Origin of the sequence: Flavobacterium labens (genome assembly GCF_048286755.1) — a bacterium.
GTDB lineage: Bacteria > Bacteroidota > Bacteroidia > Flavobacteriales > Flavobacteriaceae > Flavobacterium.
Genome location: NZ_JBLVPL010000001.1, coordinates 184,773 through 210,231, shown reverse-complemented (window position 1 = coordinate 210,231; position 25,459 = coordinate 184,773). Strand labels below are relative to the sequence as shown.

General features: G+C 34.3%; 16 protein-coding genes and 1 tRNA gene. 15 read left to right on the top strand and 2 right to left on the bottom strand.

Going from position 1 to position 25,459, the window contains the following annotated elements; genetic code table 11:
- The first annotated feature begins 49 nt into the window (after window positions 1–49).
- From ACNQF8_RS00865 to ACNQF8_RS00815, 11 genes are all read left to right on the top strand, one after another.
- A tRNA-Trp gene (locus tag ACNQF8_RS00865) sits at window positions 50–120 on the top strand.
- Between the two features lie 17 nt (window positions 121–137).
- Window positions 138–335 (top strand): preprotein translocase subunit SecE, encoded by a 198-nt coding sequence (gene secE, locus ACNQF8_RS00860; RefSeq protein ID WP_039109059.1) that lies wholly within the window; start codon window positions 138–140, stop codon window positions 333–335.
- 10 nt (window positions 336–345) lie between these two features.
- A complete protein-coding gene (gene nusG / locus ACNQF8_RS00855) occupies window positions 346–897 on the top strand; it encodes a transcription termination/antitermination protein NusG (RefSeq protein ID WP_126455879.1) in 552 nt (183 codons plus the stop codon).
- A gap of 68 nt (window positions 898–965) precedes the next feature.
- The gene (rplK, locus tag ACNQF8_RS00850) at window positions 966–1,403 is read left to right on the top strand and encodes a 50S ribosomal protein L11 (protein ID WP_035639405.1); all 438 of its coding nucleotides are present in this window, start codon (window positions 966–968) and stop codon (window positions 1,401–1,403) included.
- Between the two features lie 13 nt (window positions 1,404–1,416).
- Entirely contained in the window at window positions 1,417–2,106 is a 690-nt protein-coding gene (rplA, locus tag ACNQF8_RS00845; RefSeq protein WP_039111376.1) for a 50S ribosomal protein L1, read from the top strand.
- A 22-nt stretch (window positions 2,107–2,128) separates the two neighbouring features.
- On the top strand, window positions 2,129–2,641 hold the full coding sequence (rplJ, locus tag ACNQF8_RS00840) for a 50S ribosomal protein L10 (protein WP_099714545.1): 513 nt from the start codon (window positions 2,129–2,131) through the stop codon (window positions 2,639–2,641).
- Window positions 2,642–2,731: 90 nt separating this feature from the next.
- Entirely contained in the window at window positions 2,732–3,100 is a 369-nt protein-coding gene (rplL, locus tag ACNQF8_RS00835) for a 50S ribosomal protein L7/L12 (RefSeq protein ID WP_114754963.1), read from the top strand.
- 274 nt (window positions 3,101–3,374) lie between these two features.
- Window positions 3,375–7,187, top strand: coding sequence for a DNA-directed RNA polymerase subunit beta (gene rpoB, locus ACNQF8_RS00830; RefSeq protein WP_417950402.1), 3,813 nt, complete (start codon window positions 3,375–3,377; stop codon window positions 7,185–7,187).
- A 239-nt stretch (window positions 7,188–7,426) separates the two neighbouring features.
- On the top strand, window positions 7,427–11,740 hold the full coding sequence (rpoC, locus tag ACNQF8_RS00825) for a DNA-directed RNA polymerase subunit beta' (RefSeq protein ID WP_417950401.1): 4,314 nt from the start codon (window positions 7,427–7,429) through the stop codon (window positions 11,738–11,740).
- A 3-nt stretch (window positions 11,741–11,743) separates the two neighbouring features.
- The gene (locus ACNQF8_RS00820; RefSeq protein ID WP_114754966.1) at window positions 11,744–12,055 is read left to right on the top strand and encodes a DUF3467 domain-containing protein; all 312 of its coding nucleotides are present in this window, start codon (window positions 11,744–11,746) and stop codon (window positions 12,053–12,055) included.
- A 355-nt stretch (window positions 12,056–12,410) separates the two neighbouring features.
- The gene (locus tag ACNQF8_RS00815) at window positions 12,411–12,770 is read left to right on the top strand and encodes a hypothetical protein (protein ID WP_417953469.1); all 360 of its coding nucleotides are present in this window, start codon (window positions 12,411–12,413) and stop codon (window positions 12,768–12,770) included.
- Between the two features lie 86 nt (window positions 12,771–12,856).
- Here the strand turns inward: ACNQF8_RS00815 and ACNQF8_RS00810 are convergent, their stop codons facing one another.
- Window positions 12,857–14,446, bottom strand: coding sequence for a peptide chain release factor 3 (locus ACNQF8_RS00810; protein WP_417953468.1), 1,590 nt, complete (start codon window positions 14,444–14,446; stop codon window positions 12,857–12,859).
- A gap of 186 nt (window positions 14,447–14,632) precedes the next feature.
- Window positions 14,633–16,075, bottom strand: coding sequence for an alpha-amylase (locus ACNQF8_RS00805; protein WP_417953467.1), 1,443 nt, complete (start codon window positions 16,073–16,075; stop codon window positions 14,633–14,635).
- Window positions 16,076–16,855: 780 nt separating this feature from the next.
- Here ACNQF8_RS00805 and ACNQF8_RS00800 point away from each other — a divergent pair.
- From ACNQF8_RS00800 to ACNQF8_RS00785, 4 genes are all read left to right on the top strand, one after another.
- On the top strand, window positions 16,856–18,265 hold the full coding sequence (locus ACNQF8_RS00800) for a peptidylprolyl isomerase (protein WP_417950398.1): 1,410 nt from the start codon (window positions 16,856–16,858) through the stop codon (window positions 18,263–18,265).
- A 119-nt stretch (window positions 18,266–18,384) separates the two neighbouring features.
- Complete coding sequence (locus tag ACNQF8_RS00795; RefSeq protein WP_315207361.1) at window positions 18,385–19,338, top strand: AAA family ATPase; 954 nt, start codon at window positions 18,385–18,387, stop codon at window positions 19,336–19,338.
- 396 nt (window positions 19,339–19,734) lie between these two features.
- Entirely contained in the window at window positions 19,735–22,506 is a 2,772-nt protein-coding gene (locus ACNQF8_RS00790) for a bifunctional aconitate hydratase 2/2-methylisocitrate dehydratase (RefSeq protein WP_417950397.1), read from the top strand.
- Window positions 22,507–22,629: 123 nt separating this feature from the next.
- A complete protein-coding gene (locus ACNQF8_RS00785) occupies window positions 22,630–24,897 on the top strand; it encodes an aconitate hydratase (RefSeq protein ID WP_417950396.1) in 2,268 nt (755 codons plus the stop codon).
- Window positions 24,898–25,459 lie beyond the last annotated feature (562 nt).

Here is a 25,459-nt window from a genome sequence, read left to right as displayed (position 1 = left end):
ATAAATTCAAAAAGTAGTGTCGTTTAACGATGACACTACTTTTTATTCTACGGGCGTAGTTCAAGGGTAGAATAGCGGTCTCCAAAACCGTTGATGGGGGTTCGAATCCCTCCGCCCGTGCAAAAAAATAAATCATAATGACAAAAGTTGTTAATTACATATCAGAAGCATTTGAGGAATTAAAGTCAAATGTTACTTGGCCAGCTTGGGCTGAGGTGCAACGTCTAACGATTGTTGTTGCTGTTTTTTCAGTATTATTCGCTTTGGCAACTTGGGGAGTAGATGAAATTTTCGCAAAAGCTTTGGCTGGATTTTTTAACTGGATAAAAGCATAATTTTTTTGTTATGGCAGATAATAATATTAAGAAGTGGTATGTTGTTAGAGCAGTAAGCGGGCAAGAAAATAAAGTGAAAGCTTATATTGAAACCGAAATTGCGCGACTAGGAATGGGAGATTATGTTTCGCAAGTTTTAGTGCCTACTGAAAAAGTGGTTACTGTAAAAGAGGGGAAAAAAATAATCAAAGACAAAGTTTATTTTCCTGGTTATGTTATGATTGAAGCAAATCTTATTGGAGAGATACCTCATATTATTAAGTCTATAACAAGTGTTATTGGTTTTCTAGGTGAAATCAAAGGTGGAGAGCCTGTGCCATTGAGAATTTCTGAAGTAAACAGAATGTTAGGTAAAGTGGATGAGTTAGCTGTGAATACAGATACACGTTCTATTCCGTTTAACATTGGTGAGACTATTAAGGTTGTTGATGGACCTTTTAATGGTTTTAACGGAACTGTTGAAAAAATTAATGAAGAAAAGCGTAAACTGGAAGTAATGGTTAAAATTTTCGGAAGAAAAACACCATTAGAATTGAGTTTTATGCAAGTTGAAAAAGTATAATTTTTTGTTACATCTATAATATCCATTACAGTCGCTTCCAATGATTGTAGTGTTAAATTTTTTAAAAAATGGCTAAAGAAATTAGTAAGGTAGTTAAACTACAAGTTAAGGGAGGTGCTGCGAACCCGTCGCCACCGGTTGGACCTGCTTTAGGAGCTGCTGGGGTAAACATCATGGAATTCTGTAAGCAATTTAATGCTAGAACTCAAGATAAACCTGGCAAAATATGCCCAGTACAAATTACTGTGTATAAAGACAAATCATTTGATTTTGTTGTAAAAACTCCTCCAGCGGCAGTCCAGTTATTGGAAGCTGCAAAGCTAAAGTCAGGATCTGGTGAACCAAATCGTAAAAAAGTAGCTAGCGTTACTTGGGATGTTATCAAAGCAATTGCTGAAGATAAAATGGTAGATTTAAATGCATTCACAATCGAATCTGCTATGAGCATGATTGCTGGAACAGCTAGATCTATGGGTATAACTGTATCAGGAGATTCTCCTTTTTAATTAAGAGAAAGACATGGCAAAATTGACAAAAAAGCAAAAAGAGGCTGCTTCAAAAATTGAAAAGAACAAATTATACTCTTTAAAAGATGCAGCTGCATTGATAAAAGTAATTGCTTCTGCAAAATTTGATGAGTCTGTTGATATCGCAGTTCGTTTGGGTGTAGATCCAAGAAAAGCGAATCAAATGGTTAGAGGTGTGGTAACATTACCTCATGGAACTGGTAAGGATGTTAAAGTATTAGCATTAGTTACTCCAGATAAAGAAGCGGAAGCTTTAGCAGCTGGTGCAGACTATGTAGGTCTTGACGATTACCTTCAAAAAATTAAAGACGGTTGGACAGATGTTGATGTTATTATCACTATGCCTGCTGTTATGGGTAAATTAGGTCCATTAGGTCGTATTTTAGGACCTAGAGGTTTAATGCCAAACCCTAAGACAGGTACTGTAACTATGGATGTTGCAAAAGCTGTTCAAGAAGTTAAAGCTGGTAAAATCGATTTCAAAGTTGATAAAACTGGTATCGTACATGCAGGAATTGGTAAAGTTTCTTTTGGAGCTGAGCAAATTTATGACAATGCACACGAAATTATTCAAACATTAATCAAACTTAAACCAACTGCTGCTAAAGGTACCTACATTAAAGGTATTCACCTTACAAGCACTATGAGTCCTGCAATTGCATTGGATCCAAAAGCAGTATAATTGGTAGTTAATAATTTTTAGTATGACTAGAGAAGAAAAATCAATCGCGATTGAAGATTTAACTGCACAGTTAGCTGGTACAAATATCATTTATATATCTGATATTTCAGGACTTAATGCAGAGACTACTTCAAGCTTGAGAAGAGCTTGTTTTAAAGCAGGTATTAAATTAGAGGTTGTAAAAAACACTTTGCTTGCAAAAGCAATGGAAGCTTCTGATAATGATTATGGTGATTTACCATCTGTATTGACAGGTAATAGCGCTATATTTATTTCAGATGTTGCAAATGCACCTGGAAAAATAATTAAAGATTTCAGAAAAAAATCAGCTAAACCTGTATTAAAAGGAGCTTATATTAACTCTGAAATTTATATTGGAGACGATCAATTAGATGCATTAGCAACTATTAAATCTAAAGAAGAGCTTATCGGCGAAATCATTGGATTGCTTCAATCACCAGCTCAAAGAGTTATTTCTGCTCTTCAAAACCAATTCGCAAAAAGCGAAGAGGCTACAGAAGAAGTAGAAGCATAATAAAACAGACTTTATAGTATAAGTTTTATTTTAAAAAGCGCACAATAAATAAATTATATTTTTACAAATCATTTTAAAACGATAGAAAAAATGGCAGATTTGAAACAATTCGCAGAACAATTAGTTAACCTAACGGTAAAAGAAGTTAACGAATTAGCAACAATATTAAAAGATGAGTACGGAATCGAACCAGCTGCTGCAGCTGTAGTAGTTTCAGGTGGTGGTGAAGCTGCTGCTGAAGAAGTTCAAACTGAATTTACAGTTGTATTGAAAGAAGCTGGTGCTTCTAAATTAGCAGTTGTAAAATTAGTTAAAGAACTTACAGGTTTAGGTTTGAAAGAAGCTAAAGACGTAGTAGATAGCGCTCCAAGTAATGTTAAAGAAGGTGTAACTAAAGAAGAAGCTGAAGGGCTTAAAAAATCTTTAGAAGAAGCTGGAGCTGTTGTTGAGCTTAAATAGTTAAACTCAGTTTAAAGAATTAGGTTTAGGTCTTGGGTTTAGTCACCCAATGACCTAAACCATTTTTCGTATAACAAAAGTCTAGCTTGTATTCTTACAATTTATACTTTTAAATACAATTATTTTACCCATTACGAGAAAATAAATCAATAGATAATAAGAAAGTAGTTATCTTAAATTGATTTTTTAAAGATGTAATGGTTGTAAAATTTAAATGTAAATAAATTTTTATTTACACCAAAAATTACTTTTTTAATCAAAATTTTGTCCATTGATGCTAACAAATCAGACTGAAAGATTGAATTTTGCCTCCACAAAAAATATTCCTGACTATCCAGATTTTCTAGATGTTCAGGTTAAATCGTTTAAAGATTTTTTTCAATTAGAAACTAAATCTGACGAAAGAGGTGACGAAGGGCTTTACAACACCTTCATGGAAAATTTCCCAATTACTGATACAAGAAATAACTTTGTATTAGAATTCCTTGATTATTTTGTAGATCCACCACGTTATACTATTCAAGAATGTATAGAAAGAGGTCTTACTTATAGTGTGCCTTTAAAAGCAAGGTTAAAACTATATTGTACAGATCCAGAACATGAAGATTTTGAAACTATTGTTCAAGATGTTTATCTTGGTACAATTCCTTACATGACACCGAGTGGTACCTTTGTTATTAATGGTGCTGAGCGTGTAGTTGTTTCTCAATTACACAGATCTCCGGGTGTTTTCTTTGGTCAATCATTCCATGCAAATGGAACAAAATTGTATTCTGCCAGAGTAATTCCTTTTAAAGGTTCTTGGATAGAATTTTCTACAGATATTAATAGTGTAATGTACGCTTATATCGACAGAAAGAAAAAATTACCAGTTACCACTCTTTTTAGAGCAATTGGTTTTGAAAGAGATAAAGATATTCTAGAAATTTTTGATCTTGCCGAAGAAATTAAGGTTTCTAAAACAGGTCTAAAAAAATATATCGGTAGAAAATTAGCTGCTCGTGTATTGAATACATGGCATGAAGATTTCGTTGATGAAGACACTGGTGAAGTTGTTTCTATCGAACGTAACGAAATAATCCTTGATAGAGATACAATTATCGACAAAGATAATGTAGAAGAAATCATCGATTCTAACGTTAAATCTATTTTGTTACATAAAGAAGATGCTAATCAAGGTGATTATGCCATCATTCATAATACGTTGCAAAAAGATCCAACAAACTCTGAAAAAGAGGCTGTTGAACATATCTACAGACAATTACGTAACGCTGAACCGCCTGATGAAGAAACGGCTCGTGGTATTATCGATAAATTGTTCTTCTCTGACCAACGTTACAACTTAGGTGAAGTAGGTCGTTATAGAATAAATAAAAAATTAGGTTTAGATACTCCAATGGAAAAGCAAGTCTTGACCAAAGAAGATATCATAACTATTGTGAAATATTTGATTGAATTGATCAACTCTAAAGCAGAGATTGATGATATTGATCACTTATCAAACCGTCGTGTAAGAACAGTTGGAGAACAATTGTCTCAACAATTCGGTGTAGGTTTAGCGCGTATGGCTAGAACTATTCGTGAGAGAATGAACGTTAGAGATAACGAGGTGTTTACACCAATAGATTTGATTAATGCAAAAACATTATCATCTGTTATCAACTCTTTCTTTGGAACGAACCAGTTGTCTCAGTTTATGGATCAAACGAATCCACTTGCCGAGATTACGCATAAGAGAAGATTATCTGCACTAGGACCAGGTGGACTTTCGAGAGAAAGAGCAGGTTTTGAGGTACGTGACGTTCACTATACGCATTACGGACGTTTATGTCCAATTGAAACTCCTGAGGGACCAAACATTGGTTTGATTTCATCTCTTGGTGTGTATGCTAAAGTAAACGGAATGGGTTTCATTGAAACACCTTACCGTAAAGTAACAAACGGAACTGTAGATTTAGTGTCTACTCCAGTTTACTTAAGCGCAGAAGAAGAAGAAGGAATGATGATTGCTCAGGCAAACATTCAGATGGATGCTACAGGAAAAATTACTGCCGAAGACGTAATTGCACGTCAAGAAGGTGATTTCCCAGTAATTGAACCAACAAAAGTTGATTATACTGATGTTGCTCCAAATCAAATTGCTTCTATCTCCGCTTCTTTGATTCCTTTCTTGGAACATGATGATGCGAATAGAGCCTTGATGGGATCTAACATGATGCGTCAGGCCGTACCATTAATTCGTCCTGAAGCTCCTATTGTTGGAACTGGTTTAGAGCGTCAAGTAGCTTCTGATTCTAGAGTATTGATTAATGCTGAAGGAGACGGAGTTATAGAATATGTAGATGCAAATATCATCACTATCAAATACGATCGTTCTGAAGAAGAAAGAATGGTGAGTTTTGAGCCAGATGAAAAAACATACAATCTAATTAAATTTAGAAAAACCAATCAAGGTACAAGTATCAACCTAAAACCTATCGTAAGAAAAGGGGATAGAGTGGTTCCTGGACAAGTATTATCTGAAGGATATGCGACTCAAAATGGTGAATTAGCTTTAGGTCGTAACCTAAAAGTTGCATTTATGCCATGGAAAGGATACAACTTCGAGGATGCGATTGTAATTTCTGAAAAAGTAGTTCGTGACGATATTTTTACCTCTATTCACGTGGATGATTATTCATTAGAAGTTAGAGATACTAAATTAGGTAACGAAGAATTAACGAACGATATACCGAACGTTTCTGAAGAAGCTACAAAAGATTTAGATGAAAATGGTATGATCAGAATTGGAGCCGAGGTTAAACCTGGTGACATTCTTATCGGAAAAATTACTCCAAAAGGAGAATCAGATCCTACTCCGGAAGAGAAATTGCTTCGTGCAATCTTCGGGGACAAAGCAGGTGATGTAAAAGATGCTTCATTAAAAGCTTCTCCTTCTTTACATGGTGTTGTTTTAGACAAAAAATTGTTCGCAAGAGCAGTAAAAGATAAACGTAAACGTACACAAGACAAGGATGCTTTAGGAGCACTTGAAATGGAGTTTGAAGTTAAATTTGTTGAATTAAAAGACAAATTAGTAGAAAAACTTTTCTTGATCGTAAACGGAAAAACATCTCAAGGTGTAATGAATGATTTGGGTGAAGAAGTTTTACCAAAAGGTAAAAAATACACTCAAAAAATGCTTTATGCTGTTGAAGATTTTGCTCACTTAAGTAAAGGTCAATGGGTTGCTGATGATGCAACTAATAAAATGGTGAATGATTTAATTCATAACTATAAAATTAAATTGAATGATTTACAAGGTGCATTACGTAGAGAGAAATTCACTATTACTGTTGGAGATGAATTGCCAGCAGGAATCTTGAAATTAGCTAAAGTATATATTGCCAAAAAACGTAAACTGAAAGTTGGGGATAAAATGGCAGGACGTCACGGTAACAAAGGTATTGTTGCTCGTATCGTTCGTCATGAAGATATGCCTTTCCTTGAAGACGGAACACCAGTTGATATAGTGTTGAACCCATTAGGTGTACCTTCACGTATGAACATTGGTCAAATTTATGAAACGGTACTTGGTTGGGCTGGAATGAACTTGGGTAGAAAATTTGCTACACCAATTTTTGACGGAGCAACTTTGGATCAAATTAATGAATTGACTGACGAAGCTGGAATACCACGTTTTGGACATACACATTTATATGATGGTGGTACAGGAGAACGTTTCCATCAAGCGGCAACAGTAGGAGTTATCTATATGTTGAAACTTGGACATATGGTTGACGATAAAATGCACGCACGTTCTATAGGTCCATACTCGTTGATTACACAACAACCACTTGGAGGTAAAGCTCAATTTGGAGGTCAGCGTTTTGGAGAGATGGAGGTTTGGGCACTTGAAGCTTATGGAGCATCAAGTACACTTAGAGAAATCTTGACTGTGAAGTCTGATGATGTTATTGGTAGAGCAAAAACTTACGAAGCTATCGTAAAAGGTGAATCTATGCCAGAACCAGGGTTACCTGAATCATTCAATGTATTGATGCATGAATTGAAAGGTCTTGGACTAGACATTCGTTTAGAAGAATAAATAAAATTTAGTAATCAGTCCCGATTTTTCGGGGCTGATTACTCATTTATATAAGTTTTTAGGATTTAGACCCGTAACCCGTTCCGATTTTTTATAAAATCTCAGAAGATTTTATAACTAGCACTTCAAAAATTTGTTGAAGTTTAGAGAAGTAATCCGAGGTAATATGTCGAGAAGTAGTATGGCTACGTCTCCATAAAATCAATTTTTTAATTGCAAATAAATCAATAGTAAAAACTATGATGAATAATAGAAATAATAACAATAAAGATAAAAACCCTGTAAAAAGGTTTAATAAAATCTCAATCGGACTTGCTTCTCCTGAATCTATCTTGAAAGAATCAAGAGGTGAAGTGTTGAAACCTGAAACTATCAACTACAGAACGCACAAACCAGAGCGTGATGGTCTTTTCTGCGAACGTATTTTCGGACCAGTAAAAGATTTTGAATGTGCTTGTGGAAAATATAAAAGAATACGTTACAAAGGAATCATCTGTGACCGTTGTGGTGTTGAAGTTACAGAGAAAAAAGTACGTAGAGACAGAGTAGGTCACATCAATCTTGTTGTGCCAATTGCTCATATCTGGTATTTCCGTTCTCTTCCAAACAAAATTGGTTATATCCTTGGTCTTCCATCTAAGAAATTAGATATGATTATCTACTACGAAAGATACGTAGTTATCCAAGCTGGTATTGCTAAAAATGCAGAAGGTGAATCTTTGCAAAGACTAGACTTTTTGACAGAAGAAGAATATTTAAATATTTTAGATACACTTCCTGCTGACAATCAGTATCTTGATGATTTTGATCCAAATAAATTTGTTGCCAAAATGGGAGCAGAGTGTATTATGGATTTATTAGCAAGAATTGATCTTGATGCATTGTCTTACCAATTAAGACATAACGCTAACAATGAAACGTCTAAACAACGTAAAACTGAAGCGTTAAAAAGATTACAAGTTGTTGAATCTTTCCGTGAGTCTAACTTGAACCGTGAGAATCGTCCAGAATGGATGATTATGAAAGTGGTACCAGTTATTCCACCAGAATTACGTCCGCTTGTGCCACTTGATGGAGGTCGTTTTGCAACTTCAGATTTAAATGATTTATACCGTCGTGTAATTATACGTAACAACCGTTTGAAAAGATTAATGGAGATTAAAGCTCCAGAAGTTATCTTAAGAAACGAAAAACGTATGTTGCAGGAATCTGTAGATTCACTTTTCGATAATACGCGTAAAGCATCTGCAGTAAAAACAGAATCAAACAGACCATTAAAATCATTATCTGATTCATTGAAAGGTAAGCAAGGACGTTTCCGTCAAAACTTACTTGGAAAACGTGTGGATTATTCTGCTCGTTCGGTAATTGTTGTTGGACCTGAATTAAAATTATCTGAATGTGGTATCCCAAAAGATATGGCAGCAGAGTTATACAAACCTTTCGTTATCCGTAAATTGATAGAAAGAGGAATTGTAAAAACTGTAAAATCAGCTAAGAAAATAATAGATAAGAAAGAGCCTGTAGTTTGGGATATCCTTGAAAATGTAATTAAAGGTCACCCAATATTACTGAATCGTGCTCCTACTTTGCACAGATTAGGTATTCAAGCATTCCAACCAAAATTAATTGAAGGAAAAGCAATCCAATTGCACCCTTTAGTTTGTACTGCATTTAATGCGGATTTTGATGGGGATCAAATGGCAGTTCACTTACCATTAGGACCAGAAGCTATTTTGGAAGCACAACTATTAATGTTGGGTTCTCACAATATTCTGAATCCTGCAAATGGAGCTCCTATCACGGTACCTTCTCAGGATATGGTTTTGGGTCTATACTATATGACCAAAGAACGTTTATCAACTCCAGAGCTTAAAATTTTAGGAGAAGGAATCACTTTTTATTCTGCTGAAGAAGTAAATATTGCTTTGAATGAAGGTAGATTAGAATTGAATGCTTCTGTAAAAATTAGAGCAAAAGATTTTAATGAAGCAGGTGAGTTAGTTTACCAAATCATCAAAACTACTGCGGGTCGTGTATTATTTAATGAAGTAGTACCAGAAGCAGCTGGATATATCAATGATGTATTGACTAAGAAAAACCTTAGAGATATTATCGGACACGTTTTAAGTTCAACTGATGTACCTACAACAGCGGCTTTCTTGGATAACATGAAAGACATGGGGTACAAATTTGCCTTCAAAGGTGGTTTGTCATTCTCTCTTGGAGATATTAGAATTCCAGATCAGAAACCTAAATTAATTGCTGACGCAAGAGAGCAAGTAGGAGGTATTTCTGCAAATTATAACATGGGTCTTATTACCAATAACGAGCGTTACAACCAAGTTATTGATGTATGGACTTCAGCAAATGCTCAATTGACAGAGTTAGCAATGAAAAACATTAGAGAAGACCAACAAGGTTTCAACTCAGTGTATATGATGCTTGATTCTGGAGCAAGGGGTTCCAAAGAACAAATTCGTCAGTTAACTGGTATGCGTGGTTTGATGGCTAAGCCAAAAAAATCAACTGCTGGTGGTGGTGAAATTATTGAAAACCCGATTCTTTCTAACTTTAAAGAAGGTCTTTCTATCCTTGAGTACTTTATTTCTACTCACGGTGCGCGTAAAGGTCTTGCGGATACGGCATTGAAAACTGCCGATGCAGGATATTTAACAAGAAGATTGCATGATGTATCTCAAGATGTTATTGTTAACATCGAAGATTGTGGTACATTAAGAGGTGTTGAAGTTTCAGCATTGAAGAAAAATGAGGAAATTGTTGAATCATTAGGAGAAAGAATTTTAGGACGTGTTGTTTTACAAGACGTAATTAATCCTTTGAATAATGAAGTTTTAATTCAATCTGGACAACAAATTACTGAAGTTATAATGAAAGCAATTGATGCTTCTCCAATCGAGAAAGTAGAAGTGCGTTCTCCATTAACTTGTGAAGCGTTGAAAGGTATTTGTGCAAAATGTTACGGTAGAAATTTAGCTACTGGTAAAATGACACAAAGAGGAGAAGCAGTTGGTGTTATTGCAGCACAATCTATTGGAGAACCTGGTACACAGTTAACATTACGTACATTCCACGTTGGTGGGGTTGCGGGTGGTATTTCTGAAGAATCAAGTATCATTACGAAATTTAATGGTAAACTTGAAATCGAAGATTTAAAAACTGTTAAAGGTGAAGATAGCGAAGGTAATGCAGTTGATATTGTTGTATCTCGTTCTACTGAATTGAAATTAATTGATGAAAGAACAGGTATCTTATTAAGTACAAATAATATTCCTTACGGTTCAAGTATTTTCGTTAAAGACGGTCAATCTGTTGCTAAAGGAGATGTAATCTGTAAATGGGATCCATATAATGGAGTTATCGTTTCTGAGTTTACCGGTAAAATTGCTTACGAAGATTTAGAGCAAGGTCAATCATTCATGGTTGAAATTGATGAGCAAACTGGTTTCCAAGAAAAAGTAATTTCTGAATCTAGAGCAAAAAAATTAATTCCTACTTTATTGGTTTACGGTAAAGAAGGGGAACTAATTCGTTCTTATAACTTACCAGTTGGAGCCCACTTGATGGTTGAAAACGGAGAGAAAATTAAAGCAGGTAAAGTTTTGGTAAAAATTCCACGTCGTTCTTCTAAATCAGGAGATATTACAGGAGGTTTACCTAGAATTACAGAGTTGTTAGAAGCTCGTAATCCTTCAAACCCAGCTGTTGTTTCTGAAATCGATGGTGTTGTTTCTTTTGGAAAAATCAAAAGAGGTAACCGTGAGATTGTTATCGAATCTAAATTTGGTGATGTTAGAAAATACTTGGTTAAATTATCAAGCCAAATTCTAGTTCAAGAAAATGACTTCGTAAGAGCAGGAGTACCTTTATCTGATGGTGCAATTACTCCGGATGATATTTTAAGAATCCAAGGGCCAGCAGCTGTTCAACAGTATTTGGTAAATGAAATTCAAGAAGTATACCGTTTACAAGGGGTAAAAATCAACGACAAACACTTTGAAGTAGTAATACGTCAAATGATGCGTAAAGTAAGGGTTCAGGATCCAGGTGATACTTTATTCTTAGAAGATCAATTAATTCACACTAAAGATTTTATCGTTCAAAATGATAAATTATACGGTATGAAAGTAGTTGAAGATGCTGGAGATTCTAGTGCTTTAAAAGAAGGACAAATTATTACGCCTCGTGAGTTGCGTGATGAAAACTCTTTATTGAAACGTACAGATAAAAATCTTGTTGTAGCTCGTGATGTTGTTACTGCAACAGCAACACCAGTTTTACAAGGTATTACAAGAGCATCGCTTCAAACTAAATCGTTTATTTCTGCTGCATCTTTCCAAGAAACTACTAAAGTATTGAACGAAGCTGCTGTTGCAGGTAAAATCGATTACTTAGAAGGACTGAAAGAGAATGTAATTGTAGGACATAGAATCCCTGCCGGAACAGGTATGAGAGAATATGACAATACAATTGTAGGTTCAAAAGAAGATTATAACGATATGATGGCTAACAAAGAAGAATATATTTACTAAAATATGAGTAATTCTAATCAACAACAAGAGCAAATTAATATTGAGCTAGATGAAAAAATTGCAGAAGGAATTTATTCCAACTTGGCAATAATAAATCACTCTTCATCAGAGTTTGTTTTAGATTTTGTAAGTATCATGCCTGGTATTCCTAAAGCTAAGGTGAAATCAAGAATTGTCTTGACACCACAACATGCTAAAAGATTGTTGAAAGCAATAGGAGAAAATATTCATCGTTTTGAAGTCGCTCATGGCGAAATAAAAGACAGTGAACAAGCACCAATACCGCTTAATTTTGGTCCAGCAGGACAAGCATAATGTTTTAAAGGCTCCAGAAATGGAGCTTTTTTTTGTTTATAGATTAATTCTTTCTTTTATAACGTAACTATTAGCTTTGTATTTTTTGATTTAAGATGCATAATAGTACCACTTCAATATTTCTCTATTATTCGTTCCTGAAATTTTGAATTTCTAAAAAAAAATCAACAATACTTTTTATTTGATAAATTGACATTAAGAAACCTTTAAATTCAGGGACTTAATAACAAGTTTGTGTTTTAAACGATTATTAAGGTGCTTCATCGAAAATATTTTTTGCTCGTATATAAATGATATACTTTCGTTCTCGAGATGGGGAAGTAAATCCTATCCATCATAAAAAAAACGAATTGTTATGAAATATTTTTCTTTAAAAGCTAACACTAAAGGGATTCCAAATCTCTTGATAATGTTTGTTTTTATATTAATGTCAAACGTATCTGTATTTGGTCAATCTGCTCAAAAGCTAGTTGATGTTAGTACTATCGAAGTTAACAGTAATGCAAAAAAAGAAAATGTTTCAGCAGCTTCTTCTTCAAATAGTATGAATTTTGTATTATGGTTTATGGGTACTAAACAAGGTCCAAACGGTACAATATCTTCAGAAAGTTCAAGTGCAAAAATACAGGTTATAACATCTGGTTCTGCTCCAAACCGTTTGTTAATAAAAGCTTTTTTAAAGAAAGCAGTAGATACTGACAGTATGATGTCTTAAGTGGAGGTTTATTTTAAAAGGTATATAAAAAAAACGCTAATTTTTTAATTAGCGTTTTTTTTGTAATTATATTGAAAGATATTTTTTTATTCAAATTCTGAAGTAAAGTATAATTTCACATTTGGATACTTATTCTGTGTCATCTGGATTGTAAAGTCAGAATCGGCGAGAAATACTAATTGTCCGTACTTATCATGAGCTAAGAATTTTTGTTTTATTCTTCTAAATTCTTTAAACTCATCACTTTTTGGGTCGTTAGGTTTTACCCAACAAGCTTTGTGTACCGGAAAGTTTTCATAGGTACATTTTGCACCGTATTCATGCTCTAAACGGTACTGAATTACCTCGTATTGAAGTGCACCAACCGTTCCAATGATTTTTCTGTTGTTCATTTCCAAAGTAAATAACTGCGCAACACCTTCATCCATTAACTGATCAATTCCTTTGTCCAATTGTTTGGCCTTCATTGGGTCAGCATTGTTGATGTATCGGAAATGTTCCGGAGAGAAACTTGGAATTCCTTTGAAACTCATGATTTCCCCTTCGGTCAACGTATCACCAATTTTGAAATTTCCGGTATCATGTAATCCAACAATATCACCAGGATACGATATGTCTACAATTTCTTTCTTTTCAGCAAAAAAAGCATTTGGACTTGAAAATTTTAAGTTCTTTTTTTGACGAACATGATAATATGGTTTGTTTCTTTCGAAAGTTCCAGAAACAATTTTTATAAAGGCCAGACGGTCTCTGTGTTTTGGATCCATATTGGCGTGGATTTTAAAAACAAATCCAGTCATTTTTTCTTCTTTAGGATCTACTAATCGTGTTTCAGAATCTTTTGCTCTTGGTGATGGAGCAATTTGAACGAAGCAGTCCAATAATTCTCTTACTCCAAAATTATTCAATGCCGAACCAAAAAATACTGGTTGTAATTTTCCGTCTAAATAATCCTGACGATCAAATTTAGGATATACTTCATCTATTAACTCTAACTCTTCTCGTAATTTGTCAGCGGGTTTTTGACCGATAATTTTCTCTAATTCTGGATTTTGAACATCGGAGAAAGCAATAGTTTCTTCAATGTTTTTACGACTGTCACCACTAAATAAGTTGATGTTTTGTTCCCATAGATTGTAGATTCCCTGAAAATCATAACCCATTCCTATTGGAAAACTTAATGGAGTAACTGTTAATCCCAGTTTTTGTTCCACTTCATCCATCAAGTCAAAAGCGTCTTTTCCTTCTCGGTCTAATTTGTTGATGAATACAATAATTGGAATTTTTCGCATTCTACAAACAGCTACTAATTTCTCCGTTTGTTCCTCAACACCTTTGGCAACATCAATTACAACAATAACACTGTCAACAGCAGTTAAAGTTCTAAAAGTGTCCTCGGCAAAATCCTTGTGTCCTGGAGTATCGAGTATGTTTATCTTTTTATCTTTATAATTGAATGCTAAAACTGAGGTAGAAACCGAAATTCCTCTCTGGCGTTCAATTTCCATAAAGTCACTGGTAGCACCTTTTTTAATCTTATTATTCTTTACGGCACCTGCTTCTTGAATCGCACCACCAAAAAGGAGGAGTTTCTCAGTAAGTGTTGTTTTTCCGGCATCAGGATGTGAGATAATCCCGAAAGTTCTTCTGCGTTGTATTTCTTCTAAAAAGCCCATATTTGTATAAATAGTTTGCAAAAGTACTATTTATAAATGCCAATTAAAAAAATTGTATACTCTAAATGGAGTAGGTAGGTTTTGAAGTTGCAATTCAGGCGATTTTAATTCAATATTAGAATTGCGAAGATTCAATTACTGATAAAAAAAGCTGCCTTTTCAGACAGCCTTTATGATATTTCGGTATTACATGTTGATTGACCAAACAGAATATCCATTTGGAGGACATTGAATTTTCACCCATTTATCACCCTGGGTTGTAGGGAACCAATTTGAATTTCCGCTAAAATCTTTGATTTGTGCATTAGCCCAATTCGTTTGAATCCATCTTTCTTGCCAAGTTGATGAGTTATTGATGTAAACCACTAAACCTGGATTTCCATTATAACCATTTCTTCTAGCGATATATTCATCAGTATCGGTGTATAAAATAGAAGTAGTTCCTGTAGCTTTGTTGTTGTGAATCCAAATAAGATTATCCATTTTCCCTTTATTCAACCATTCCTCATAATCCCTGTAAAAAATAGTTGGATATCCTTCGTGCGTTAAGATATAAGCGTATGCTAACTCTTTTTTCCAAATTTCATCAGTGTCATGATTGGAAACGAAAGTAACCGCTTTATAAGGATTTCTTTTCCACATCATGTCATCATTCAAAAGATTTAAATTGTTTCCATCAAATGCATCGTTCATTTTATAATAACAGGCAAAATCAAAAACAGAACTATTGGCATTATTCGCCCAATCATTCAGTATGTTTACGTTAGAATCCCATAACTCACCAACGGAAAATCCACCTACGTTTGCATTCCAATCTTTTATGACCCACGGAGCAAAACCTTTAACGTAATCAAATCTCCATCCGTCAAATTTCATCGTATTTTTATAATATTTACCGACTCCATCTGCTCTTTTCCAAAGCCAGTCTTGTACATTTGGTACCACATGGGCTAAGTCAGGAAAACCACCAAAAGCACCTTCATCATTATTTCCGTAGGCATTTTTATAAAAATCAGCACTAGTTCTTGGGAATTTACCAGAAGCAACACCAGTAAAGTTAGTATAAGTTTGTGTTCCTGTAAAAGGATTACTTTCTAATTGCCCACCGCTATGGTGATTTAATACCATATCAGCATATACTTGCATGTTTTCGGCGTGCACTTTTGTTATCAGACTTTCTAGTTCTGTTCGGGAACCAAATCGTGTTTCTACAGTACCATTTTGATTGTAATTTCCAAAATCAAAATAATCTGTTGGATCATATCCCATTGAAAAAGCACCATTTTGTGCTTTTGAAACTGGAGGAAGCCAGATGGAACCGATACCTGCATTAGACCATGCGGTTATTTTCGCATTTACAGTATTCCACCACGTTCCACCAGCAGGAACATCCCAATAGAAAGCTTGCATCATAACACCGCCGCCAGGATTTGCAACATATCTTCCAGTTGTTGCGTTTGTGGATTTTCCAGTACTGAAAGGTTGTCCGTCGTGATGTGTAACATTGATTACTTTGAATTGTGAAGCTGCGGCAGCGGAATCAGTAGCCATATCGTCATTCGAATTGCACGAATACAGACCAACTAATAAAGCTGATAATAGATACGTTTTAAAATTTAGTTGTTTCATAAAAAGAATAAATTAGGTTAAGTAATAGATTTTGGAGTAACAAATGAAAAATAGAAAGGAATATGAATTTTAGAGATTTAATTTTTATTTACTGTTTTTTTTTAAGGGTTTGGAATTAAAACTCATTTATTAAAATCAAAAAAATAAATCAAATAATTGTTTTAAATTTATTTTTATGTTTAATTTTTTAATAATAAATCACTTTTTTAGCTAATTTATACAAATTCTTACGCGGTAAACATGAGAATTTTTTTAATTCATCACGAAAACGTTGTAGTGTTTACAACTTTTTGAATAGAGAGTTAAAATGAGAAATTTAAATCCTGATTTTTTAATGTTTTGTAGCTAAAGCTCAATTTAGTACAAGTGAAACATTAGAACAGAAAACATATTTTACAAAAAAAAGGGATGTTTCAAAAATGGAAATAAAATGATACTGTAACAATTTAATAATGTACAATGAAGGTTTTATTTTTTTACTTCTAACGTTCAGTTTCTATATGATTTAGGAACTGAACACAGCAATGAATAAATGCGTTTATAATTTTTTGTTAATAGTAGGTAGGAAACTTGTATTATGTAATTGAATTGTTATTTTTGTTCGTTTTAAATTTGAAGAATGGTAAGAAATTGTATTATAAATTCAATTCGCTTCTTGATTCTTAAAGTGTATATTTGCCAAAATTATTCTGGCCTTTATAAAATAGGTTTAAAGACAGTAGAATAAAGGATGTTTTACAATAAATACAAATTATAATAATGCCAATAAATAAAATACAAATGAGATCCATCAATAATAGAATTGCACTTACTTTTTTTGTTTTGCTTTTTTCCAGTGTTGTAGCAAGTGCTCAAGAAATTATTAAGGATAGTGTCATTACTCCGGTTAAAAAAATCCAATCTACCGGGAAACAAAAGATTGACGGTGTAATTGCCACAGTAGGAGATTATATCATACTTGATTCAGATATAGACAAGTCGTATCTTGAGATTTCGACTCAAGGTGGATCAGTAAAAGACATTACAAGATGTCAAATGCTTGGAAAATTATTAGAAGATAAATTATATGCTCATCAAGCTATTCAAGATAGTATTGTAGTTACAGATGCCGAAGTTAAAGGTATGATGGAAGACCGTTTGAACTATATGGTAGAGCAAATTGGATCCTTGGAAAAAGTGGTGAAGTACTATAAAAAAGATTCTGAGGAAGAATTTAGAACTTATTTTTCTGATATTTTGAAAGAAGGTAAGTTAAGTTCAGAAATGCAAAAGAAAATTGTTGATGCTGTAGAAATTACTCCTGAAGAAGTTCGTAATTATTTCAAAACAATACCTACTACAGATCTTCCGTTTTTTGGTGTAGAATTAGAAGTAGCACAAATTGTGGTTACTCCTAAAGTTTCAGATGCTGATAAACAAAAAGTAATTGATAAATTGAATGGTTTTAAAAAGGAAATAGAAGAAGGTTCCAGTTTTTCTACTAAAGCGGTTTTGTATTCTCAAGATCCAGGTTCAAGATCTAACGGAGGTTTTTATAAAATGAATCGTAGAACTCCATTTGTAAAAGAGTTTAAAGATGTTGCTTTTAGTCTTGCTGAAGGAGAGATTTCTGCTCCATTTCAAACAGATTTTGGGTATCATATTATTTATGTAGAAAAAATCAAAGGGCAAGAAATAGAATTGCGCCATATATTATTGACTCCAACAGTAACTGAAGAGGCTTTGAATGAAGCGAAAGAAAAAATTACTTTGATTAAAAAAAGAATCGAAGATAAAGAAATCACTTTTGCAGATGCAGCCAGAACATTATCTGATGAGAAAGAAACTAGAGCTAACGGTGGTGCTTTAATAAATCCAAAAACTCAAGATACTCGTTTTGAGTTGACAAAAATGGATCCTACTTTTTACAGTCAAGTTTCTAATTTAAAAGAGGGTGAAGTTTCTGCTCCATTATTAGAACAAGGTGAGGAAGGAAAGAAAACATTCAAGTTAATCACTGTTACAAATAGAATAGATGAGCATGCAGCAGATTATGCTAAAGATTACATCAAGATAAAAGAGTTGGCTTTAAAAAGCAAACAAATTACTACTATTGGAAAATGGTTTGATGAAAAGATTAAAGAAACATACATCAAAATCATTGGAGAATATAGAGATTGTGATTTTACAAACAATTGGCTTAAGAAATAGTCTCCTTCATTCATTTATTTGATTAGAATTAAGAATAAAAATTTTTCGATAAATAAATAAAAAGAGTTAGTTTTATGATTTCATAACGCTAACTCTTTTTAATTTTAAATACTTAATACATGTCAGACGTAGCAGCAATACATAACTTGGTTCAAAAAAGGAATGAGCTAAAAGCGGAGATAGCAAAAATCATTGTAGGTCAAAATGATGTAGTAGATCAAATTTTGCTTTGTATATTTTCTGGGGGGCATGCATTATTAGTTGGAGTTCCAGGATTAGCCAAAACATTGATGGTAAATACGCTTGCGCAAGCATTGGGACTTGATTTCAAAAGAATTCAGTTTACTCCGGATTTGATGCCGTCAGATATACTTGGAAGTGAAATACTAGATGAAAACCGTCATTTCAAATTTATAAAAGGGCCTATTTTTTCGAATATTATTCTGGCTGACGAAATCAACAGAACGCCCCCAAAAACACAGGCTGCTTTGCTGGAAGCCATGCAGGAACGTTCCGTTACTATCGCTGGTGAAAACTATAAACTAGACCTGCCTTATTTTGTTTTGGCTACTCAAAACCCTATTGAGCAGGAAGGGACTTATCCTTTGCCGGAAGCGCAGTTGGATCGTTTCATGTTTGCTATAAAACTAGAGTATCCTTCTTTTTTAGAAGAAGTTCAAGTGGTGAAACAAACTACTTCTGATATAAAAAACACTATAAATCCATTGTTTACTGCTCAGGAAATAATTGATTTTCAGCAGTTAATACGTAGAATACCTGTCGCGGATAATGTGATTGAATATGCAGTGACGTTAGTTAGTAAAACTAGGCCCGATAATCCGATGTCTAATGAGTTTGTGAAAAATTATTTAGATTGGGGTGCTGGACCAAGAGCTTCTCAAAATTTGATTTTAGCGGCCAAAGCCAATGCTGCTTTTAATGGGAAATTTTCTCCGGATATCGAAGATGTAAAAGCGGTGGCTACCGGAATTTTACGTCATCGAATTATCAAAAATTATAAAGCCGATGCCGAAGGAATTACCGAAGAGGCTATTATTCAGAAGTTGATGTAATAATTTTTAATATTGAGAAAAAAGCCAAGCAAATTCTAAAATTTGTTTGGCTTTTTTTGTTTTTACTTAATATGTTAATTTGACCAAAAGAGCCTTTAAAAACACAACTACAACGTTGTAAATGGTAATTTAGAAAGGTTCTTAGCTGAAAGTAGTGTAAAATCTCACTCTCTAAGCATCATTAGATTTCAACTTTCTCAAAGAAAAGATTTAAAATTATTAATAATTCATTATTTTAATTTAAAATTGAATTTTTGACAATAAAGACTAGTAAAACTCTTTATTTTATAATAATAATTTTTGAAAAAGCTACATCTATTATATTTTTTTTAATTCTCGGCTTTAATTCCTAAATTTGCGTACAAAAAATAAAAATACCAAGAAAAGACTTCTATTATGAACACTTATAAGGATTATATTCAAGAGATTGAAGAGCGAAAAGGCCAAGGGCTTAACCCTAAACCAATTGATGGCGCTGAATTATTAAGCGAAATCATTGCGCAAATTAAAGATTTAAATAACGAATACAGAGCAGATTCTCTTAACTTCTTTATTTATAATGTTGTGCCTGGAACTACTCCTGCGGCTAATGTAAAAGCTAATTTTTTAAAAGAAATCGTTCTAGGTCAATCAGCGGTTGCTGAAATCACGCCTGCTTTTGCTTTAGAATTATTATCACACATGAAAGGTGGGACTTCTATCAAGGTTTTACTTGATTTAGCTTTAGGAAATGATGTTGCTATTGCTAAACAAGCTGCTGAAGTATTGAAAACACAAGTTTATCTTTATGAAGCAGATACAGATCGTTTAGCTGAAGCTTTCAAAAACGGTAATGAAATTGCTGCAGCTATATTGGAGAGCTATGCTAAGGCTGAGTTCTTTACTAAATTACCTGAAATAGCAGAAGAAATTAAGGTAGTTACTTTTATAGCTGGTGAAGGAGATATTTCAACTGATTTACTTTCTCCAGGAAATCAAGCGCACTCAAGATCAGATCGTGAACTTCATGGTAAATGTTTAATTTCTCCTGAGGCACAAGCTGAAATCAAAGCATTGGCAACAGCGAATCCTGATAAAAGCGTAATGTTAATCGCTGAAAAAGGTACTATGGGTGTAGGATCTTCAAGAATGTCAGGTGTAAACAACGTGGCGCTTTGGAGTGGAAAACAAGCAAGTCCATATGTTCCATTTATTAATATTGCTCCAATCGTTGCAGGAACAAACGGAATTTCTCCAATTTTCCTAACAACTGTAGATGTTACTGGTGGTATTGGTCTTGACCTTAAAAACTGGGTAAAAAAACTAGATGAAAATGGAAACGTTCTTCGTAATGAAAGCGGTGATCCTATTCTTGAGGAAGTTTATTCTGTAGCTACAGGTACTGTTCTTACCATCAACACAAAAACAAAGAAACTTTATAGTGGAGATAAAGAATTGATAGATATTTCTAAAGCATTCACACCTCAGAAAATTGAATTTATAAAAGCTGGTGGGTCTTATGCCATTGTATTTGGAAAAAAATTGCAAACATTTGCATCAAAGACTCTAGGTATTGATATTGTACCTGTATACGCTCCGTCAAAAGAGGTTTCTGTTGAAGGACAAGGTCTTACAGCTGTAGAAAAAATATTTAATAAAAACGCAGTTGGTTCAACTCCAGGTAAAGTTTTACACGCTGGTTCAGATGTTCGTGTTACCGTAAATATTGTTGGTTCGCAAGATACAACTGGTTTGATGACTTCTCAGGAATTAGAGTCTATGGCTGCTACTGTGATTTCTCCAATTGTTGACGGTGCTTACCAATCAGGTTGTCATACTGCTTCAGTTTGGGATAATAAATCTAAGGCAAATATTCCTAGATTGATGAAATTCATGAACGACTTCGGTTTGATCACAGCTCGTGACCCGAAAGGCGTTTATCATTCCATGACTGATGTAATTCACAAAGTACTTAATGATATTACTGTAAACGAGTGGGCTATCATCATTGGTGGTGACTCTCATACAAGAATGTCTAAAGGAGTTGCTTTTGGTGCTGACTCAGGAACAGTTGCTCTTGCATTGGCTACTGGTGAAGCTTCAATGCCAATTCCTGAATCTGTGAAAGTAACTTTCAAAGGAGAAATGAAAGGGTATATGGATTTTCGAGATGTAGTTCATGCTACACAATCTCAGATGCTTAAAACATTTGGTGGAGAGAATGTATTCCAAGGAAGAATTATTGAGGTTCACTTAGGAACTCTTAACGCAGATCAAGCCTTTACTTTTACGGACTGGACTGCAGAAATGAAGGCAAAAGCTTCTATCTGTATTTCTGAAGATTATACCTTGATTGAATCATTAGAGATGGCAAAAGGTAGAATTCAGATCATGATTGATAAGGGAATGGATAATAAAAATCAAGTTCTTAAAGGATTGATTGCTATTGCTGATAAGAGAATTGCTGAGATTATATCAGGTGAAAAACCAGCACTAAGACCAGATGCAAACGCTAAATATTACGCTGAAGTTGTTGTGGATTTAGATGTAATTGCTGAACCAATGATTGCTGATCCAGATGTAAATAATGCTGATGTTTCTAAACGATATACGCACGATACCATTAGACCTCTTTCTTTCTATGGAGGAGTTAAAAAAGTAGATCTTGGATTTATTGGTTCTTGTATGGTTCATAAGGGAGATATGAAAATCCTTGCTCATATGCTTAAGAACATTGATGAACAAGAAGGTAAAGTAGAGTTCAAAGCGCCACTAGTTGTAGCTCCTCCTACTTATAATATTGTTGATGAATTAAAAGCAGAAGGGGACTGGGAAATTTTACAAAAATATTCTGGTTTCGAATTTGACGATAATGTCCCTAAAGCTGCAGCACGTACTTCATACGAAAATATGTTATATCTAGAGCGTCCAGGTTGTAATCTTTGTATGGGTAACCAAGAAAAAGCGGCTAAAGGAGATACTGTTATGGCAACATCTACTCGTCTTTTCCAAGGAAGAGTCGTAGAAGATACTGAAGGTAAAAAGGGAGAGTCATTACTTTCTTCTACACCTGTTGTGGTTTTATCTACAATACTTGGTAGAACTCCAACAATAGAAGAGTATATTGCAGCGGTAGATGGTATTAACCTAACTAAGTTTGCACCTTCTCATAAGTTATTAGTTAAATAATTCACATAATTAGTTAATTATAGTTTAAAAGCCTGAGTCTAATGACTCAGGCTTTTTTTTGTACTCTATTTTTTTGTATCTTGTATGTTTAAAATAGAATAGTAACAATTATATATAAATCTTATGGCTTTTGATATTGAAATGATTCAAAAAGTGTACGCAAATATGACATCCCGTGTGGACAAAGCACGTGAGATAGTTGGTCGTCCACTTACTTTAACAGAGAAAATTTTGTACAATCACCTTTGGGATGGAATGCCATCAACTGCTTTTGGAAGAGGTGTTGATTATGTAGATTTTGCCCCGGATAGAGTTGCTTGTCAAGATGCAACGGCTCAAATGGCATTGTTGCAATTCATGCACGCCGGCAAAAAGAAAGTGGCAGTTCCTACAACCGTACATTGTGATCACTTGATTCAAGCTAAAGTTGATGCTGTAACTGATTTGGCCAGAGCAAAAACACAAAGTAATGAAGTGTTTGAATTTCTTTCTTCAGTATCTAATAAATACGGAATTGGTTTCTGGAAACCAGGAGCAGGGATTATACACCAAGTAGTTCTTGAGAACTATGCATTCCCAGGAGGAATGATGATTGGTACTGATTCTCACACTGTAAATGCAGGTGGTTTAGGAATGGTAGCCATTGGTGTTGGTGGTGCTGATGCGGTCGATGTTATGTCAGGAATGGCTTGGGAATTAAAATTTCCTAAATTAATTGGAGTAAAATTAACTGGAAAACTATCAGGTTGGACAGCTCCAAAAGATGTTATACTTAAAGTAGCCGGAATTCTTACTGTAAAAGGTGGAACAGGTGCTATTGTTGAATATTTTGGTGAAGGTGCGACTTCTATGTCTTGTACTGGAAAAGGAACTATCTGTAATATGGGCGCCGAAATTGGTGCTACTACTTCTACATTTGGTTATGATGCTTCAATGGGGCGTTATTTACGTTCTACAAATAGAGCTGATGTTGCTGATGCAGCGGATAAAATTGCTCTTTACTTAACAGGTGATGCTGAAGTATATGCTAATCCAGAATTGTATTTTGACCAAGTAATCGAAATCAACTTAGACGAATTAGAGCCACATTTAAACGGACCTTACACTCCGGATTTAGCAACTCCAATTTCTAAAATGAAAGAGGAAGCAATCAAAAATAACTGGCCTTTGAAAATTGAAGTTGGTTTGATAGGTTCTTGTACGAACTCTTCTTACGAAGATATTGCTCGTGCAGCTTCTTTGGCGAAACAAGTTACCGACAAAAATTTAAAAATAAAATCTCAATTTACCATTACTCCAGGTTCTGAAGTAGTGCGTTATACCATAGAACGTGACGGATTTATCGATATTTTCGATAAAATGGGAGCAACTGTTTTTGCAAATGCTTGCGGACCATGTATCGGAATGTGGGACAGAGAAGGTGCTGAAAAAGAAGAACGCAACACAATCGTTCACTCTTTCAACCGTAACTTCTCTAAACGTGCCGATGGAAATCCAAACACTTTAGCATTCGTAGGTTCACCTGAATTGGTAACGGCTCTAGCTATTGCTGGAGATTTAGGTTTCAATCCGTTGACTGATACTTTGATCAATGAAAATGGTGAAGAAGTAAAATTAGACGCTCCAACAGGAAATGAATTACCTCCAAAAGGTTTTGATGCAGAAGATCCAGGTTTTCAAGCACCAGCCGAAGACGGTTCAGGTGTTCAGGTTTCGGTAAGCGAAACTTCAGAAAGACTGCAATTATTGGCTCCGTTCTTACCTTGGGATGGTAAAAACATCACAGGAGCTAAATTATTGATCAAAGCTTTCGGAAAATGTACAACAGATCACATTTCTATGGCTGGACCATGGTTGCGTTTCCGTGGACATTTAGATAATATTTCTAATAATATGTTGATTGGTGCTATCAATGCATTCAACCAAAAACCAAATACAGTGAAAAATCAGTTGACTGGTACTTACGATGCAGTTCCTGCTGTAGCGCGTGCTTACAAAGCAGCAGGTGTTCCTTCAATTGTCGTTGGGGATCACAATTACGGGGAAGGATCTTCTCGTGAGCATGCCGCAATGGAACCTCGTTTCTTAGGTGTGAAAGCCGTATTGGTAAAATCATTTGCGCGTATCCACGAAACAAACCTTAAAAAACAAGGTCTTTTAGGATTGACATTTGCAAACGAAGCGGATTATGATAAAATTCAGGAAGATGATACCATCAACTTCACAGATTTAGTTGATTTTGCTCCTGGAAAACCATTAACTTTAGAATTCGTTCATGCTGATGGAACCAAAGATATTATCTTGGCAAATCACACCTATAATGAAGGACAAATTGGCTGGTTCGTTGCTGGTTCAGCATTAAATTTGATTGCCGCTGCTGGAAAAGCTTAAGTATTTCAATGGTGTATTTCTAAAACTCTCAAGGAAACTTGGGAGTTTTTTTGTTTCAATTACAATTTATTTCTGGAGCTATTTCCTGCTGACCGCTTCAAGCTTTTTCGCACAATTACTTTTTTCCAAGATAAAAAAGGAGCTTCTTTTAGTCGCTCTTTTTTCTCAGGAAAAATTTGCAATTCCGCTTCAAAAGGCTTTCCACTCCCATCAGGGCTACAAATCAAAAACCAGGATTTCAATTCCTGTTTATTGATTTGGAACGAAATTTTTTTTAAAAAAGAAAAGAGCTTTAAGCCGAAAATAGTGGCAAAATTCAAAAAACAAGGTTAAATTTTATTTTTTGAACGTTAAAATTAAAAAAAAGGTCGTGTTTTTTGATTAAATCTCTTATATTAGCTTTTTGGAAAAATTAAATTTTCAAAGAAGTTTTTTTGATTGTTTTTTAAATCAACCTTCTTTAGAATTTTTATTTTCAGCGCAACAATACATTAGGATTGTACGGCGTTACTATTTCAGCTGCTTTTGCAATTGAAATAAAAATCAACTAGAATTTAAAACG

Coding starts and splice junctions, on each gene's coding strand:
- secE (WP_039109059.1), top strand. CDS start 138: ATGACAAAAGTTGTTAATTACATATCAGAAGCATTTGAGGAATTAAAG.
- nusG (WP_126455879.1), top strand. CDS start 346: ATGGCAGATAATAATATTAAGAAGTGGTATGTTGTTAGAGCAGTAAGC.
- rplK (WP_035639405.1), top strand. CDS start 966: ATGGCTAAAGAAATTAGTAAGGTAGTTAAACTACAAGTTAAGGGAGGT.
- rplA (WP_039111376.1), top strand. CDS start 1,417: ATGGCAAAATTGACAAAAAAGCAAAAAGAGGCTGCTTCAAAAATTGAA.
- rplJ (WP_099714545.1), top strand. CDS start 2,129: ATGACTAGAGAAGAAAAATCAATCGCGATTGAAGATTTAACTGCACAG.
- rplL (WP_114754963.1), top strand. CDS start 2,732: ATGGCAGATTTGAAACAATTCGCAGAACAATTAGTTAACCTAACGGTA.
- rpoB (WP_417950402.1), top strand. CDS start 3,375: ATGCTAACAAATCAGACTGAAAGATTGAATTTTGCCTCCACAAAAAAT.
- rpoC (WP_417950401.1), top strand. CDS start 7,427: ATGATGAATAATAGAAATAATAACAATAAAGATAAAAACCCTGTAAAA.
- ACNQF8_RS00820 (WP_114754966.1), top strand. CDS start 11,744: ATGAGTAATTCTAATCAACAACAAGAGCAAATTAATATTGAGCTAGAT.
- ACNQF8_RS00815 (WP_417953469.1), top strand. CDS start 12,411: ATGAAATATTTTTCTTTAAAAGCTAACACTAAAGGGATTCCAAATCTC.
- ACNQF8_RS00810 (WP_417953468.1), bottom strand. CDS start 14,446: ATGGGCTTTTTAGAAGAAATACAACGCAGAAGAACTTTCGGGATTATC.
- ACNQF8_RS00805 (WP_417953467.1), bottom strand. CDS start 16,075: ATGAAACAACTAAATTTTAAAACGTATCTATTATCAGCTTTATTAGTT.
- ACNQF8_RS00800 (WP_417950398.1), top strand. CDS start 16,856: ATGAGATCCATCAATAATAGAATTGCACTTACTTTTTTTGTTTTGCTT.
- ACNQF8_RS00795 (WP_315207361.1), top strand. CDS start 18,385: ATGTCAGACGTAGCAGCAATACATAACTTGGTTCAAAAAAGGAATGAG.
- ACNQF8_RS00790 (WP_417950397.1), top strand. CDS start 19,735: ATGAACACTTATAAGGATTATATTCAAGAGATTGAAGAGCGAAAAGGC.
- ACNQF8_RS00785 (WP_417950396.1), top strand. CDS start 22,630: ATGGCTTTTGATATTGAAATGATTCAAAAAGTGTACGCAAATATGACA.